This is a genomic window from Loktanella sp. R86503 (assembly GCF_042466455.1).
Taxonomy (GTDB): Bacteria; Pseudomonadota; Alphaproteobacteria; order Rhodobacterales; family Rhodobacteraceae; genus Loktanella.
In genome coordinates, this window is record NZ_JAXHCI010000002.1 from 760,313 (window position 1) to 776,465 (window position 16,153).

Here is a 16,153-nt window from a genome sequence, read left to right on the forward strand (position 1 = left end):
ACTATGCCTTTTGGTTGGGGGTGCGGCGCGCGCTGATGGGCGCGCCGCGGATTTCATCACGCGGCGATGAATTCGTTCCATTTGCGGACCATGTACTGGTTTTCGTCCATGACAGAGTTCCAGCAGGCGACCGATCCCATGCGATCGTTGAACGAGCCGCCGTCGCGTACATCGCCGGCTTGCGCCAATGCGTCGCCCGTGGGGGATGTGATCACATCGGTCGCGGCCTTGCCTTCGAACCAATAGCCCCATTCGTTTTCGGACATGAAGTTTTTGGACGTTTCAGGCACGGCGGAATAATAGCCCTGCCGCATCAGATAGCCGCCGACCCAGCCGTCCAGATACCAGTTGATGTATTCATAGGCTGCATCCCGTTCCAGCCCGGACAGGGATTTCGACAGGCCGATGCCGCCGCCCCAGGATCGATAGCCTTCTTCCAGCGGCTGATAGACACATTCGATCCCGCGGGATTTGACGGCGGTGATCGCAGGCGACCACATAGACTGGATGACGACCTCGCCAGAGGCCATCAGATTCACGGATTCGTCGAAGGATTTCCAGAACGACCGGAACTGGCCGTTCTTCTTGGCCTCTGTAAAGATGGCCAGCGTCATGTCAATTTCGTCGCGGGTCATATTGCCCTTGTCGGGGTAAGTGTATTCACCCATCGATTCCACGACCATGGCCATGTCCATGATTCCGATGGAAGAAATATCGAGGATCGAAGCCTTGCCCTTGAATTCGGGGTTCAGCAGTTCCGACCATTTGCTGATCGGACGCCCGATCAGATCGGGGCGGATGCCCAGCGTGTCGGCGTTGTAAATTGTCGGGATCAGCGTCATCCAACCGGATTCTTCCTGCACGAAATCGGTGCCGTCCGGGCCAGAGGTAAAGCCCACGGTATGCGGTGCCGTGCCCTGCGCAATCGTGCTGTCCGGGGTCAGCAGACCATTGCGGAAAATGCCGACGATCTTGTCGTAGTTCTTGATCTTGGATGTATCCATCGCCTGCAGGTTTCCGGCGGCCCAGACCTTTTTACAGATGAAATATTCGATATCTGCGATATCGAAACTGTTCGGCTGTGTGGCCGCCCGCTGGGTCACGCTGTCCGTATCAAGCGCTGTCATTTCCAGCGTAAAGCCAAGGTCCTCTTTCACCTTGTCGGCGACGTCGTTCAGATTTGACACGCCGGTTCCGAACTGGCGCAGGGTAATATCTTTGATGTTCTGCGCCCATATCATTGGTGCGCCCAGCGTGGTGCCAGCGGCAAAGGCGGCGGTGGCGGCCCCGCCTTTCAGAACGGAGCGGCGGGAAAGTGTGGTGGCTTTAGTCATGGCATCTCTCTGTGTTGAGTTGGGACGCGGCGGTTCACGCCGTCAATTGGTGAAGGTTCTTGGCATCCCAGGTCAGACCGATGCGGTCGCCGGGGTGGTGCGGGGCGTCGAAATAGGCGGCGTCGGGGACAAGGGCCGTGACCTCTTGGTCGCCTGCGATGCGAGACATGACACTGACGTAGGTGCCCTGATATTCGATGGCGGTGACGTGGCCTTCCATTTGGCCGCTGCCCGCGGGTGTCACCCCGACGGCGTCGGACCGGATGGCGAAATGGCCTTGGGGCAGGGCGATGACGTTATGGCCGCCCATGAATTGCGCGACAAAGCGTGTTTTGGGTGCATTGAACACGTCGCGGGCAGGCCCGGCCTGTTCGATGACCGCATTGTTCATCACGACAATTTCGTCCGCCAGCGCCAGCGCCTCGTCCTGCCCGTGGGTGACATGGATAAAGCTGATCCCCAGCTCTTTTTGCAGGTTGCGCAATTCGGTTCGCATTCTGACCCGCAGGAAAGGATCAAGCGCGGACAAGGGTTCGTCCAGCAGCAACACCTGCGGTCTGGTAATCAGCGCCCGTGCCAGTGCGACACGCTGTTGTTGCCCGCCGGACAGCTGCGCAGGCAGGCGGTCTGCAAGGGCGGTCAGGTCGACCAGTTCCAGCATCTCGGCTGCTTTGGTGCGGCGTTCCTTGACGTCGACACCTTTCATTTTCAGGCTGAAGGCTACGTTGTCCAGCACGCTAAGATGCGGAAACAGCGCGTAGCTTTGAAACATCATCGCGGTGCCGCGTTTGGCGGGCGGCAGGTTCGAAATGTCGCGGTGGGCCAGCAGGATCGACCCTTCGGTCACGCTCTCATGCCCGGCAATCATCCGAAGCGTCGATGATTTCCCGCAGCCGGACGGTCCTAGAAGGCAGGTATAGCTGGCAGGGCGGAACCTGTGGCTAACAGCGTTGACCGCAAGCGCCGTGCCATACCGTTTCGTGACGCTGACTAACTCTAGATCTTGAATAATGCCGTTCATAAGGCCCCCGTGGCTGCTGCGCCCAGCTAAGGGCCGGGGCCTTGGGGCAGTAAATGAACGGCCGCTAGCAGAAAGGGGGGTAGGCGTAAGGGTGCCTTTTATTCTGGCAAAATAAGTCGCGCTTGCACAAAAATGAGGATCGTTAACGCTTTCGGCGCGTCGCGGCAGCCCCAAACAGAGGCAAAAGCTGCGATTCTTTAGGTCAGGGCGACCCCGGCACAGGCGGCGGTGTTGCGAATATGCGCAGCCATTGCGGCGGCGGCTTCAGCCGGATCGCGCTGGCGCAGTGCCTTTAAAATGGCGCGATGTTCGCTGATGGAACTGCTCATGCGGGCGACGGCGGTGTTTGGAATAGGGACGCGCTGGCTTTCGGTCATCTTGTCGCGGACCGACTGATAAAGTTGCCGCAACATCGCATTTGGGCAGGCTTCCATGATCAGGCCATGAAACGTCAGGTCGGCTTCGACGTGGGTGACCAGATCTCCAGCCGTCCAAGCATCTTCGAACTGCTGCGTTGCAAGGTGCAACCGGTCCGTTATTGCATCATCCATATGCGGTGCGGCCAGACGACAAAGCTCTGTTTCGATCAGCAGACGGGACTGGAACACATCACTGATGGTGAACTCTCCGTCAAAGCGCCAGGACTGCTGGCCTTGGTCCGTCGACACGGTGGTGCCGGTCACAAAAGTGCCGCGGGCGGGCAGGGTGCGGACCAGCCCTAGCGTTTCCAGCGTCAGCAATGCCTCGCGCAGCGAAGCCCGAGAGACCTGCAGCTGCTCTGACAGGATCCGCTGAGAAGGAATCTTTTCGTCCTGCGACAATTCTCCGGACTTGATCATCTCTTGCAGCCGGCGGGCGACAGTTTGGGTAACGCTACTCTTGCCGCTCATGTGGTTCATCCTGCAACTTTCGACTTGGCGCATTTTTATGCGTATAGCGCCTGATTTCCGATTTCCCCAGTACCAAGCCTTGCCAGATGCCGGCATGTGTGCTTGCTATTGGTCAGACCGGTCTGACCGGTCAGACCAATAGTGAAGCAATAATCACATCAGCAACAGGAAAATCGCATCATGCTTTCATCAATTAGCAAGATTACCGCTATTGCGCTGGCCGCCGCTATGGGCACCGCCGTCGCAGCACAGGACTTGCAGGTCGGCGCGAACATCGGCAATGTGCCATGGGAATTTCAGGACGACACCGGGGCCAACGTCGGCTTCGAAGTTGATCTGGTCAATGCCGTCGCCGAAAAACTGGGCCGCGGCGTGGAAATTGTGAACATTCCGTTCCAGGGCCTGTTTTCTGCCGTGCAGTCGGGCCGCGTTGACATCGCCATGTCTTCAATCACCATCACGCAGGAACGGCTTGAGTCCGTGACCTTCGCCCAGCCCTATTATGACAGCGATCAGTCGCTGACCGTGGCCGCAGACGGCCCCGCGTCCTTGGACGAGATGTCGGGCAAGGTCGTCGGTGTCGATACCGGTTCCACAGGCGACATGTGGGCGACTGAAAATGCGGCTGAATACGGCTTTGCCACGATCAACCGCTACGAGGGCCTTGCGCCTGCCATGCTCGACCTCGCGGCTGGCCGGATCGCTGGCTACATCTCTGACATTCCGGCGCTGCAGTATTACGTCAAGGACAAGCCAGAGCTGAAGGTCGTTCAGCGCATCGCCACCGGCGAAGCCTATTCCATGATGTTCGCCAAGAACGTGCCGCTGGCCACCGAAGTGAACGACGTGCTGAGCGCGTTGAAAGAGGACGGCACCGTCGCCGCCCTGCATGAAAAGTGGTTCGGTGCGACCCCAGAGGACACGACATCGACCGTGACCGTCATGGATATGCCCACCTTGAACTAAGCGCCAAAAGCACGGCCCTAACCGGGGCCGTGCGACCTTGACTGAAAGACGCTCATGGACTTTTTCGACACCTTTTTGAACATGGCGGTGCTGCGCCGCAGCCTGCCGATGCTGCTGGACGGGCTGTGGCTGACGCTGCAACTGGGCGCTGCCAGTATCATTGCCGGGCTGGCGCTGGGATTAGTTGTGGCCTTGTTGGGCCTTTACGCCGTCAAGCCTGTGCGCCTGCTGATGCGCCTTTATATCGACATCTTTCGGTCAATCCCGCTGTTGGTGCTGCTGATCGTCATCTATTACGCCCTGCCCTTTGTGGGTCTGCGCCTGTCGTCATTCGCCTCTGCCATGGCGGCCCTGACACTTGTGTCCGGTGCCTATACCGCCGAAATCTTCCGCGCCGGAATCGAGGCGATCCCCCATGGCCAGTTTGAAGCCGCCGAGGCGCTGGGCCTGAACCAGCGGCAAACCATGTTCGATGTAATCTTGCCGCAGGCCGTCCGCATCGTGATCCCGCCGCTGACGAATAATGCGATTAACGTCATCAAGGACACCGCGCTTGCCTCTGTCGTTGCCATGCCGGACCTGTTGAAGCAGGCGACCCAAGCACAGGCGCTGACGGCGAACCCCTCGCCGCTGATCGGGGCTGCGCTGATCTATATCGCGTTCCTATGGCCGCTGGTTTTGTTCGTATCCTACCTTGAACGCCGCTATCACGGGGGGCGCCGGGCATGAGCTATGTCAGCATTCGCGATCTGCACAAATACTACGGCACCTATCACGCCCTGCGGGGTATCAACCTTGACATCGCAAAAGGCGAAGTCGTCTGTGTCATCGGCCCGTCCGGTTCGGGCAAATCGACCCTGATCCGCTGCATCAACCGGCTGGAAGACTTCGATAGCAAAAGCGAGATCCGCGTCGATGGCACACCCGTCGTGCCGGGCCGCGCACTGGCCAAGGTTAGGGCAGAGGTTGGCATGGTCTTTCAAGGCTTCAACCTGTTCCCGCATCTGACTGTGCGCGACAACGTCATGCTGGCCCCGCGCCGGGTGCGCGGCACGTCCCGCGCGGATGCCGCTAAGCTGGCGGATCAGCTGCTGGCCCGCGTCGGCATTGGCGAACAGGCGGACAAATACCCGCAGCACCTGTCTGGCGGTCAGCAACAGCGCGTCGCCATCGCCCGCGCATTAGCGATGGAGCCGCAGGTGCTGCTGTTCGACGAGCCGACCTCTGCCCTTGATCCAGAGATGGTGGGCGAGGTGCTGGACGTAATGAAATCCCTTGCCGGAACAGGCGTCACGATGATCGTCGTCACGCATGAAATGGGCTTTGCCGCCCAAGTCGCCGACCGCGTTATATTCATGGACGGCGGCGAAGTGATCGAAACCGGCACACCGCGGCAGGTGCTTGAACATCCAACAGAATCCCGCACGCGCAATTTTCTTGGCGCCGTGCTGAACCACTAAAGACAGGCCACATTATGACAGATACACAAGACGCGCTCGACATGGGTTTCGTGCAATCCCAGTTCCCCGGCCTTGCCGCGGACTGGGTGTTCTTTGACAATGCGGGCGGCAGCCAGATTGTCGGCGGCGTGGTGGATAAGATCAGCGAATTCCTGATCCATCGCAACGTGCAGATCGGCGGCAGCTACGCCGTATCCCAAGCCGCTGCCGAAGGGCTGATGCTTGGCCGCGTTGCCGCGCAAACGCTGGTGAATGCGGCCCGCCCCGAAGAAATCGTCTTTGGCCCGTCGACCACGCAACTGATGCGCACCCTGGCCGCATCCATGCGCCGCCAGTTCCAACCGGGGGACGAGATTATCGTCAGCCATGCCGACCACGAATCCAACATCGGTCCTTGGAAAGAGCTGGAAGAGTTCGGCATCGTCATTAAGAACTGGCCGCTGGACCAAGCCAGTATGACCATGCGACTAAAGGATCTGGAACCGCTGATGACGGACCGCACAAAGCTGGTGTGCGTCCATCACGCGTCCAACATCCTTGGCTGGATCAATCCCATCCGTGACTTCGCCGATTTCGTCCATGCGCGCGGTGCGCGTCTGTGTGTCGACGCCGTCGCCTATGCCCCGCACCGGGCGATTGATGTGCAGGCAATGGACGCCGATTACTATGTCTTTAGCCTGTATAAATGCTACGGCCCGCATATGGCGATCATGTATGGCAAATACGATCTGCTGGGCGAGCTGGATGGCCAATACCACTGGTTCTATGGCAAGGACAAAATCCCCGGCAAGCTGGAACCGGGCAATCCGAATTACGAACTGGCTTACACCACCACGGCGGTGGTGGAATACCTTGTCGCACTGGGCAGCCGCCTTGGGGCCACGGGCAATGATCGGGAAAAGCTGGAAGCTGCCTTTGACGGCATCACCGCGCAGGAAAACCTGCTGGCGGATCGTCTGCTGTCATGGCTGTCGGCCCGCAACGATTGCCACATCGTCGGGCGCGGGTTCGAAGGCGCGCAGCGCGTTCCGACCATCGCCTTCCGCTTTGACGGCACGGACTCTGGCGCGATTGCCCGCGCGATGGACGACTACGGCATTGCGATCCGCTTTGGTGATTTCCATTCGCGCCGCCTGGTCGAGGATCTGAACGAAAGCCACGACAGTGGCGTACTACGGGTGTCCATGGTGCATTACAACACGCTGGCGCAGGTCGATAAACTGACCGCCGCGCTGACCGAGGTCGTATCAGCCAAGGCGCTGGCATCATGAGCGCGCCGCACGATCTGGCCATCCGGGGCGGCACCATCGTCACTGCATCTGACCGTTTTCGCGCCGATATCGGCGTGCGGGACGGGCGCATTACCGATATTGCCGCCAGCATCGAAGGCGCGGCAGAGGAAATTGACGCCACTGGGCTGTTGGTGCTGCCCGGCGGCATCGACGCCCATGTCCATCTGGCGCAGCCGACCTCTGACGGGACGGTCATGGCCGATGACTTTGAAAGCGGCACGCGGTCGGCGGCAGCGGGGGGCAACACCACGGTCTTGCCCTTTGCCATGCAGGTGAAAGGCACGTCCCTGCGCGACTGCGTGACGGCTTACCATGAAAAGGCGGACGGCCAGTGCTATACCGACGTGTCCTTCCATCTGGTGATTTCCGATCCCACGCCGCAGGTGCTGGGGCAGGAACTGCCTGCTTTGGTGCGCGACGGATACACTTCGTTCAAGGTCTTCATGACCTATGACGATCTGGTGCTGAACGACGCCGAATTGCTGGACGTGTTCGACGTGGCCCGCAGGGAAAAGGCGTTGGTCATGGTCCATGCCGAAGGCCATGATGCGATCAAATATATGACGTCCCGGCTGGAATCCGAAGGCAAAACTGCGCCCTACTATCACGCCGAAGCGCACCACCAAGTGGCAGAGCGCGAAGCGACCCACCGCGCCATCAGCCACGCACAGCTAACCGATGTGCCGGTGATGATCGTTCACGTGTCTGGCCGCGACCCGATGGAGCAGATCCAGTGGGCGCAAAAGCGCGGCATGAAGGTCCACGCCGAAACCTGTCCGCAATACATCGCCCTGACCCGCGACGACCTGAAGGGGCTGAATATGGATTTCGAGGGGGCAAAATACGTCTGCTCTCCTCCGCCGCGAGACGCGGACAGCCAAGCTGCGATCTGGGAAGGTTTGCGCGACGGCACCTTCGAGGTGTTTTCATCCGACCACTGCCCGTTCTTCTACGAAGGCTCGAATGGCACCGGTAAGGACAATCCAAAGGCGCGGACATCGTTCAAATGGGTGCCAAATGGCATCCCCGGCGTTGAAACCCGCCTGCCGATCCTGTTTTCCGAAGGTGTCAGCAAGGGCCGCATTTCAGTGGAACGCTTTGTCGCGCTGACATCGACCAATCCGGCAAAGCTATACGGTCTTTATCCGCAAAAGGGTGCACTGGTCATCGGGGCCGACGCCGATATCACGCTGTGGGATCCGGCAAAGCAAGCCGCGATCACGCAAGACAATCTGCACCACGGATCGGACTATACCCCGTACGAGGGGATGCAGATTACCGGCTGGCCGGTCCGTACGATCCTGCGCGGCCACACGATCATGCAGGACGGCGTGATTACCGGTGCCAAGGGTGGCGGCCGCTATCAGACGCGCGGCACCAGTCAGGCGATGATCTAGGGGGCAGGGGCCCGGACGGCGCGGGTGCGGTTGGCCAACATGACGCCCGCGCAGATCAGCATGACTGCAAGCGCAGCACCAAGCGGCAGCGCCTCGCCCAGAATTGGCACGGCCATCACGGCGGCAAGGGCAGGGGCCAGGGATCCGATTGTCGCTGCCTTTGCCGCGCCCAAGCGGGCAATCGCAATGGCATAGGTCAGGGTCGCAACCAGCCCGGCCCCGACCCCTTGGGCGAGGATAAATGGCAGCGCATCGCGCAGGCTGATATGGGCCAGATTGCTTGGCAGAACTCCGGTGGCCAGCAGCGGTGGCAGTATAACTGCTGATGGCAGCGCCAGAACCAGTGCGCAGCCTATCGGATCAAGCCCGCTGCCCCGCACGCCAAGCGTATAGGTCGCCCAGAACAGGCTGGCGCCCAAAAGCAGCGCCATGCCCGTCATGCTGCCGGCTGTCAGATTGTCAGAGGCCGCAATCAGACCTGCAACGCCCAGCAGGATCAGGGCCAAAGCCACGACAACCATGCGCTTTGGCCGTTCATGGTATAGGAGCCATGACAGAATGGCGACGGACACAGGCACGGTCCCGGCGATCAGAGCGCTGACATAGGTGGCCGATGTCTGCACACCGCCAGAGGCAGCCAACCAAAAGAAAGGTGCGCCCGCACCGATTGCGATCATCGCCCAATTGCGCAGGGGAAGCCGCCGCAACATCCCGATGCGCTTGGGCAAAAACGGTAGGAACACCAGCGCCGGAATGCCCGACCGGATGATCGCGACATCGCCGATCGTCAACTGCGATGCCGCCGCTGCACGGGTTGATAAGGCGAAGCCGGCCCAGACCAGAACAGTGACAGCAATCGCCGCATATCCGGTCACAAGCTGCAAATGTGCTTCTCGAATGTTGACAGGAGGAAGGCCGATAGGGTGAGGGGCGCTGTGCATGGTGGTCCTGCGTGCAGAAGATGCCGCAATCTACGATGAAAGCCCCGGCAGGTGATTGCTAATAATTGCGATAATGATCTAATCTTTGGCAGAATATGCTAAGGATTGCGAAAAATGGACCGTAAAGACCGCCAAATCATTGCGGCGTTGCAACGTAACGGACGGCTGACCAATCAGGATCTGGCCGAGCAGGTGAACCTGTCACCATCGCCTTGCCTGCGCCGTACCCGCGCGCTGGAAGAACGCGGCGTGATCAAGGGGTATACGGCGGTCATCGACGAAAAGGCCTATGGCCTGCCCGTGACCGCGTTAGTGCGGATCAGCCTGGAACGGCATACCGGCGCGGTGGTGGATTTGTTCGAAAAAAAGGTGCGCGAGACAGCGCAGATCCTGGATTGCTACGTTATTACCGGAAGCGAAGATTATCTGCTGCGCGTCCTGGTCGAAGACCTGGCGGGATACGAGGCGTTCGTGCGCACTAAACTGCATAACATCCCCGGCATTGCCTCGATCGATTCCAGTTTTGCCTATGGCATACTCAAGCAATCGACAGTCTTTCCCGTCTTGGACTGACGGAACTGATGCGCGGCGGGGTCCATGACCACGCCGCGCATCATGCAAGCGTCACGCTTGCGCGGCTTTGGCCGCTGCGCGTTTGAAGAACAGAAAATACAGCACCGGGGCCGCGATCAGCGTCAGCACCGACGCGAAGGCCAGCCCCCCCATGATTGTCACGGCCATCGACTGGAAAAACGCGTCGCCGATCAGGGGAAGCATACCCAAAATCGTGGTTGCTGCCGCCAGAAACACAGGCCGCAAACGCGAGGTTGAGGCGGAAACGATAGCTTCGTCCAGTGGCATGTCGGGATAGGCGGCGCGCGTCAGGTCGATTTCTTCGACCAACACGATGCCGTTCTTGATCAGCATGCCCGACAGTGACAGCAGTCCCAGCAAGGCGGTAAAGGTAAACGGCATGCCCGTACCCAACAGCGCAAGGCTGACACCGTTCACGGACATCGGAACCAGAAGCCAGATAATCACCGGCTGCTTGACCGCATTGAACAGCAGCACCGAAATCAGGACCATAATGATCAGGCTGATCGGCAACTGGCCACCCAGCGATTCCTGCGCATCGCTGGAGCTTTCAAGCTCTCCGCCCCATTCCATTGTGTAACCATCGGGGATCGGCATCGCCTCGATTGTGTCCTGCACCTCGGCCATGACTTCGGTTGCGGTCATGTTACGGGGGATATCGGCACCGACGGTAATGACGTCAGCGCGGTCGCGGCGGTGAAACAAGGTATCCTGCGGTTCGAAAACAAAGCCGTCGATGACCTGCACCATCGGCACGTTCACATTGCCGCTGTCGGAATAGATTACGTGATCCGACAAAGCCATGTCACTGCCGGGCGGGGCGCGCAGAACGATTGGCACCTGACGATCACCTTCGCGGAAGGTTCCGGCCGTCAGGCCTTCAACGGCGAATTGCAGGACCTGCGTAATATCAGACCGGGAAATGCCGGCGTCCTGCGCGCGGTCGTCGGCATAGATGGGCCGCAAGACAAGCTCCCGCTCTCGCCAGTCGTGACGCAATGCGCGGACGTTGCTGGACGCATCCGCCATCCGTGCCATCGCCTCGTCTGCAAGGTCGCGCAGGGTGTCGGGGTCAGGGCCGGAAAACCGCACTTCGATCGGGGCACCGCCGCCGGGCCCGAAGGCCAGACGTTGCACGCGAATTTCGCCCTGCGGAACGGTGGAATTTGCATAGGCTTCCAGCGCGTTCATTTCATCTTCGATGACATCAAGAGAGCTGACGCGCACGATCAGATGCCCGTAGCCCGGGTTCGGATCTTCGGAGCTGTAGGTCAGCATGAAGCGCGACGCACCCTGGCCGACAAAGGCAGAGTAATCCGTGACTTCAGCGCGGTCAGAAAGCCAGTTTTCCAATACTGCAATATCATCGGATGTCTGGTGGATCGACGCACCCTGCGGCAGCTTGTAGTGCACAAAATAAAGCGGCGTATTGCTGTCCGGAAAAAACTGCTGCTTGATCTGGCCAAACAGGCCATAGCAAACAACCGTCGTTGCGACCAGTCCGGCCACGACGATCCAGCGGAATCGCAAGCAGACCCGCAATACAGCGGCATAGCTGCGAAACAGCCCGCCGTCGTATCCGCCGGTTTCGTCACCGCTGCCCCGTTTGAAAAAGTAGTGGCCCAGCAATGGTGTTACAGTGATGGCCAAGATCCACGACAGCAGCAGCGAAATCGCGATAACGGCGAAAAGGGAAAACAGGAATTCGCCCGTCGCATCGGGGCTAAGCCCGATCCCCGCAAAGGCCATGATGCCGATAACGGTCGCGCCAAGCAGCGGGATCTGCGTCTTTGACGCGGCGTCGGATGCGGCCTCGCGCGACGATTGACCGCCGCGCATGGAAATCTGCATCCCTTCTGCCACGACGATAGCGTTGTCCACCAGCATACCCATGGCGATGATCAGCGCACCAAGAGAGATCCGCTCCATCTCGATCGCGGCAAGGGCCATGAACAGCAATGTGCCGACAACGGTCAGCAGCAGGGTCGTGCCGACAACGATGGCCGCTTGCCAGCCCATGAATACAGCAAGGACCACCACAACGATGACCACTGACATCGCCAGATTGACCAGAAACGCGTTAGAGGCCTCTTCGACGACTTTATGTTGCTGATAGATCGGTTCGATCGATACGCCGAGCGGAATATCGACGCGCAATTCGGCCAGACGCGCCTCGACCCGTTTGCCGACTTCAACGATGTTTTCGGTTGCGATCCCGGCAACGCCAAGGGTGAACGCGTCGACCCCGTTGTGGCGGATGATCAAATCGGGATTGGTTTCGCGCGCCCGGTAGACGTTGGAAAAGTCCGCCAGATTGATGACTTCACCGTCGACCCCGACAGACAGGGCGGCAATTTCCGCAACACTGTCAGATCCTTCGGGGCGTTGGACGATGGTGCGGCCTTCGGGGCTTTGAAGTGTGCCGCCATCGACCATTTCATTGGCACCCGCCAAAGCGCCTTGGATCACGGCAGGAGAAATTCCCATCGTCGTGCTAAGCGCAAGATCGGGTTCTACGAAAATCACCTCGTTCGGGACACCGGACAGCGCGACGTTCGACACACCATCCACAGCCAGCAACTGCCGGCGCAGATAGGTCGACAGGTCGTTGATTTCGTCGTCTGAAAAGCCGGGTGCGGTCACGGCAAAGTACAGGCCATACACATCGCCAAAGCTGTCGTTGATGAACGGAGTCGAGGTGCCGCTGGGCAAGGCTGCCTCTCCTACGCGGTTGCGCAATTTGGTCCAGACCGCAGGCAATTCCGATCCGTCATATTGGTCACGCATATTGACGGTGATCCACGACAGGCCGGGCTGGTTCATCGTTTGAATGTCCTTAACCTCGCCCATCTTCTGGATTTCGGACTCGATCGGCTCGGATACTTCCAGCGCCACTTCTTCTGCAGAAGCACCGGGGTATTGCGTAATGACGATTGCGGTCTTGATGGTGAATGCGGGGTCTTCCAGCCGTCCAAGGGTGCTGAAACCCCAGATCCCGCCTAACAGGCAGATCAACATGATGATCCAGGTATAGACAGGCCGGTCGATCGAGGCGCGTGCGATATCCATAGCGATTTAGTTCCCGAAACCGGCAAAGCGGCGAACGCTGTCGCCGTCTGTCAGCGCGCTGCCCCCGACGACCACGATTTCCTGCCCGGCGGTCAACCCGTCAATAACCATGACATCGCCGTTATCCGTCGGCGCGATGTTGACCGGCGTTTTCATGACAGTGCCCGCGTTGGCACCGGTGGGTGTAAACACCATGACGCTGGTGCTTTTGTCATTTTCGACGATAACCGCCGAGCTTGGTACGATGATACCGGATTTTCCGGTTGCCAGAATGGCAGTTACCTTGGCGGATGCTCCGGGCAGCACGCTTAGGTCATCGGGCGGCGTCATGCCAAGTGTGATGCTGTAGGTCTGGCCGATTTGCGCGGTTTCGGCGTTGTATTCGCGCAGTTCCAGCGGATAGGTTCCGTCATTGGATGGAAACTGTGCGAAAATTTCCATGTCCGCGTTGCGGTTTGCACTTTGGAACAGGGTTTCGGGCACATCAATTTCGATGCGCAGGTCGGACATATCGTGCAGGCGCACAACCGAACTGCCTGCAGCGACGGTTGAATAATTTGGAACAGTCCGGGCGGCCACGATGCCGTCGAATGGCGCATGAAGCGTGGCATTGGCCAGATTGCGCTGCGCATCGCGGACAGCGATGTCAGCCAGTTCGGCCTGCGTATCCGCATCTTGCAGCGTTGTTTCGGAAACAGAGCTGCCGACCAGTTCGCGATATCGGTTCACTGTGCGATCGGCCTGCGCCTTTTGCGCGGTGGCCTGGGCCAGCGCCAGTTCGAACGGCACCTGATCCATGCGGGCGACAAGATCACCAGCCTTGACCGTGGCCCCTTCTTCGACAGGGAATTCTTCGATTTGGCCGCCGACCTGAAACGCCAGATCAACCGTTTCGCGCGCAACGACCCGGCCGAAAAACACACGCTGTTCCGTCGCGGCGCGCGAGGTAACCGTTTCCAATTTGACGAATGGTGCCTCTGACTGGGCCGCAACGGGCATAGCCAAGGTGCAGGCCAAAAGCGCGGTCAAAATCTGCTGTCTCACTGATCATTCCTTTGTCGTGCGTCTGACGGCGGATGCAGTCTACGCGTGTCGCCTTATCAATTCGCTACGATCGCATTGCGCATGCCCGGCCCGGGCAGGTCAAGGATCAGGCAGAACATGGCCTGCCGAAGTTCGCAGCTGAAATGACATTTGTGTCAAAATGATGCAAGTGTCATTATAGTTCACGCACGAATGTGTTAGCTGCGCCGGGAAGGGGACAAAAGTCATGCCGACCAAACAGATACCTGATCACCGCACCCGCACCGCCGCAAACCGGCGTGAAAAGACTCGCGCGCGGCTTGTGCAAAGCGCCATTCCGGTCTTTGCGGATAAAGGCGTGGATGCTTCGGTGATTGACGACGTCATTGCGGCGGCTGGGGTGTCGCGCGGCACCTTTTACAACTATTTCCAAAGCAATCGCGACTTGCTGGTTGCGGTCAATCACCAGCTTGGCGATGAATTGATCCTTGTCGTCAAGGAAACGGTTGCGGAACTGGCTGACCCGGCAGAGCGGGTCGCGGCGGGGATCGGTTTGCTGATCCAGGTCGCAAGAGACTATCCGTTGCTTGCCGCTTTCGTTGCGAAATGCGGTTTGGATTCGGCGGGGCCAAGCAGCCTTGTCTATCAGTATCTGGCAGGGCAAATCCAAGAGGGAATGGATCAGGGCCGGTTCCTGCCGGGCCCATTGCCTATTGCTTTGGATATGCTGGCCGGGTCGACGTTATGTGCCGTACTACGGATCAGTCAGGGCGGCATCAGCGACCAGCACGGACCACAGGTTGTGACGATGATCCTGCGCGGTCTGGGGCTGAATGCGCAGGACGCTGGCAGGCTTGCACATAAACCCTTGCCGCATCTGGATGTCCAATCAGCCTGTGCGCTGATGTGCAGCACATCGCAGGCCTAGGGGGCAGGTGCCATCGTCATGCGAAAAGCAAATGTCGTCTGTTGATCGGTCGAGGTTACTAACAAGGTGCCACCATGACCTTTTGCAATTTCCGACGCGATGAAAAGACCCAAGCCCAAACCTTCGCGACTTGGGCGGTCGCCGCCGCGCTGGAAGGGTTCGAACAGGGTTGGCAGCATCTGTTCCGGAATTTTCGGCCCGCCGTTTGTGACGGCCAGCACAAAGTCACCCCCTTCGATATTTGCGCTGACCGTGATGGGGATACCTTCGGGGCCATGAGTGACTGCATTGGCCAGCAGGTTTGAAAACATCTGCGAGATGCGCGGCGCATCGCAATTTATCGCGACGGGCAGGTCGATCGTCGCATTGATTTGCTGATCCGGTGCGACGGCTTGCAGTTCGGCGATGATCTGTGCCAGCGCTGCATCCAGATGGGTATTTGCTTGCCGTTCGATGATAATGCCGCCGCCGCTGCGTTTACGTGCCTGATCCAGCAGGTTTTCGATCAGCAAGGCCATACGATTCACCGAAGCCCGCATCAGTCCGACAAGTTGCGTCGCCTGTGAATCATCGATCCGTCGTTCGATCATGCGCAAACCGGCCGTGAGCGCATTGACCGGATTGCGCAGGTCATGAGCCAGAATGGCGATAAACTGTTCCTGCTGTTCGGCCAGGGCGCGTTCCTGTGTTAAGGCGGCGTTGCTTTGCGTCAGGGCCGTGTCGTTGTCCAGAACCTCTCCGATCATGCGGGCGAAAAGGCGGAACATGGACAAAATACGGTCCTGTTTCAGCTGCCGCGGCGCAGGGTCGATGGCGCAAAGCGTGCCGAAAAACGACCCGTCCGCCTGCCGGATGGGAATAGATATGTAGCTGCGAAAACCGTATTGGGCCGGGCAACGGTGGTCCACGTAATGTGGATCGCTGTGCACATCGTCGATGACGATTTCTTCGCCGTAGTTGCGCACCTCGTGGCAAAGCGTGGTTTCAACGTCAAGCTCGTCACCCGGCCGCAGACCGAAATCGATATGGTCGACCGCCTGGCAGGTGATCCAGCGTGCGTCGGTGACCCGGGCCACGGTGGCAAACCCCATGCCTGTTGCAAGCGTGATCGTTTCAAGCAACGTCGCAACTGTCGTACTGCGCACAATCGCAGCGATATCTTCTTCGAATTCGGACGCGGTCGCCAAAGTTCCGGTGCTTTCATCGCAAGGATACAGCCCAGCCGGACTGATGGATAT

At 59.2% G+C, this 16,153-nt stretch carries 14 protein-coding genes; 7 read left to right on the forward strand and 7 right to left on the reverse strand.

What is annotated here, in order from left to right; all coding sequences use genetic code 11:
- Positions 1-56: 56 nt before the first annotated feature.
- From SJY10_RS04710 to SJY10_RS04720, 3 genes are all read right to left on the reverse strand, one after another.
- Positions 57-1,334 (reverse strand): PotD/PotF family extracellular solute-binding protein, encoded by a 1,278-nt coding sequence (locus SJY10_RS04710; RefSeq protein ID WP_386679991.1) that lies wholly within the window; start codon positions 1,332-1,334, stop codon positions 57-59.
- A 34-nt stretch (positions 1,335-1,368) separates the two neighbouring features.
- Positions 1,369-2,355 (reverse strand): ABC transporter ATP-binding protein, encoded by a 987-nt coding sequence (locus SJY10_RS04715; protein WP_386679994.1) that lies wholly within the window; start codon positions 2,353-2,355, stop codon positions 1,369-1,371.
- A gap of 197 nt (positions 2,356-2,552) precedes the next feature.
- Positions 2,553-3,245 carry a FadR/GntR family transcriptional regulator gene (locus tag SJY10_RS04720; RefSeq protein WP_386679996.1) on the reverse strand — a complete coding sequence of 231 codons (693 nt, stop codon included), beginning with the start codon at positions 3,243-3,245 and terminating at the stop codon, positions 2,553-2,555.
- A 180-nt stretch (positions 3,246-3,425) separates the two neighbouring features.
- Between SJY10_RS04720 and SJY10_RS04725 the strand changes: the two genes are divergently transcribed.
- From SJY10_RS04725 to hydA, 5 genes are read left to right on the forward strand one after another with little or no spacing between them, the layout of a single operon-like run.
- On the forward strand, positions 3,426-4,211 hold the full coding sequence (locus SJY10_RS04725; RefSeq protein WP_386679999.1) for a transporter substrate-binding domain-containing protein: 786 nt from the start codon (positions 3,426-3,428) through the stop codon (positions 4,209-4,211).
- A gap of 54 nt (positions 4,212-4,265) precedes the next feature.
- Positions 4,266-4,940 (forward strand): amino acid ABC transporter permease, encoded by a 675-nt coding sequence (locus SJY10_RS04730; protein WP_386680002.1) that lies wholly within the window; start codon positions 4,266-4,268, stop codon positions 4,938-4,940.
- Positions 4,937-5,671, forward strand: coding sequence for an amino acid ABC transporter ATP-binding protein (locus SJY10_RS04735; protein ID WP_386680005.1), 735 nt, complete (start codon positions 4,937-4,939; stop codon positions 5,669-5,671). The genes SJY10_RS04730 and SJY10_RS04735 overlap by 4 nt, the downstream gene beginning before the upstream one ends.
- A 14-nt stretch (positions 5,672-5,685) precedes the next feature.
- Positions 5,686-6,942, forward strand: coding sequence for a cysteine desulfurase-like protein (locus SJY10_RS04740; RefSeq protein WP_386680008.1), 1,257 nt, complete (start codon positions 5,686-5,688; stop codon positions 6,940-6,942).
- On the forward strand, positions 6,939-8,360 hold the full coding sequence (gene hydA, locus SJY10_RS04745) for a dihydropyrimidinase (RefSeq protein ID WP_386680011.1): 1,422 nt from the start codon (positions 6,939-6,941) through the stop codon (positions 8,358-8,360). Before SJY10_RS04740 ends, hydA begins: the two co-directional genes overlap by 4 nt.
- On the opposite strand, the gene SJY10_RS04750 is transcribed toward hydA, so the two are convergent.
- Positions 8,357-9,301: a DMT family transporter gene (locus tag SJY10_RS04750; RefSeq protein WP_386680014.1), complete on the reverse strand. Its 945-nt coding sequence runs from the start codon at positions 9,299-9,301 to the stop codon at positions 8,357-8,359. The two genes, hydA and SJY10_RS04750, sit on opposite strands and share 4 nt — an antisense overlap.
- A gap of 114 nt (positions 9,302-9,415) precedes the next feature.
- On the opposite strand from SJY10_RS04750, the gene SJY10_RS04755 reads away from it, so the two are divergent.
- Positions 9,416-9,874 carry an Lrp/AsnC family transcriptional regulator gene (locus SJY10_RS04755; protein WP_386680017.1) on the forward strand — a complete coding sequence of 153 codons (459 nt, stop codon included), beginning with the start codon at positions 9,416-9,418 and terminating at the stop codon, positions 9,872-9,874.
- 51 nt (positions 9,875-9,925) lie between these two features.
- Here SJY10_RS04755 and SJY10_RS04760 read toward each other — a convergent pair whose 3' ends face one another.
- On the reverse strand, positions 9,926-12,964 hold the full coding sequence (locus SJY10_RS04760; RefSeq protein ID WP_386680020.1) for an efflux RND transporter permease subunit: 3,039 nt from the start codon (positions 12,962-12,964) through the stop codon (positions 9,926-9,928).
- Between the two features lie 6 nt (positions 12,965-12,970).
- Positions 12,971-14,008, reverse strand: coding sequence for an efflux RND transporter periplasmic adaptor subunit (locus SJY10_RS04765; RefSeq protein ID WP_386680023.1), 1,038 nt, complete (start codon positions 14,006-14,008; stop codon positions 12,971-12,973).
- 226 nt (positions 14,009-14,234) lie between these two features.
- Here SJY10_RS04765 and SJY10_RS04770 point away from each other — a divergent pair, with 226 nt between their 5' ends.
- A complete protein-coding gene (locus tag SJY10_RS04770; protein WP_386680026.1) occupies positions 14,235-14,915 on the forward strand; it encodes a TetR/AcrR family transcriptional regulator in 681 nt (226 codons plus the stop codon).
- Here SJY10_RS04770 and SJY10_RS04775 read toward each other — a convergent pair.
- On the reverse strand, positions 14,912-16,102 hold the full coding sequence (locus SJY10_RS04775; RefSeq protein WP_386680028.1) for an ATP-binding protein: 1,191 nt from the start codon (positions 16,100-16,102) through the stop codon (positions 14,912-14,914). The two genes, SJY10_RS04770 and SJY10_RS04775, sit on opposite strands and share 4 nt — an antisense overlap.
- Between the last annotated feature and the right edge of the window lie 51 nt (positions 16,103-16,153).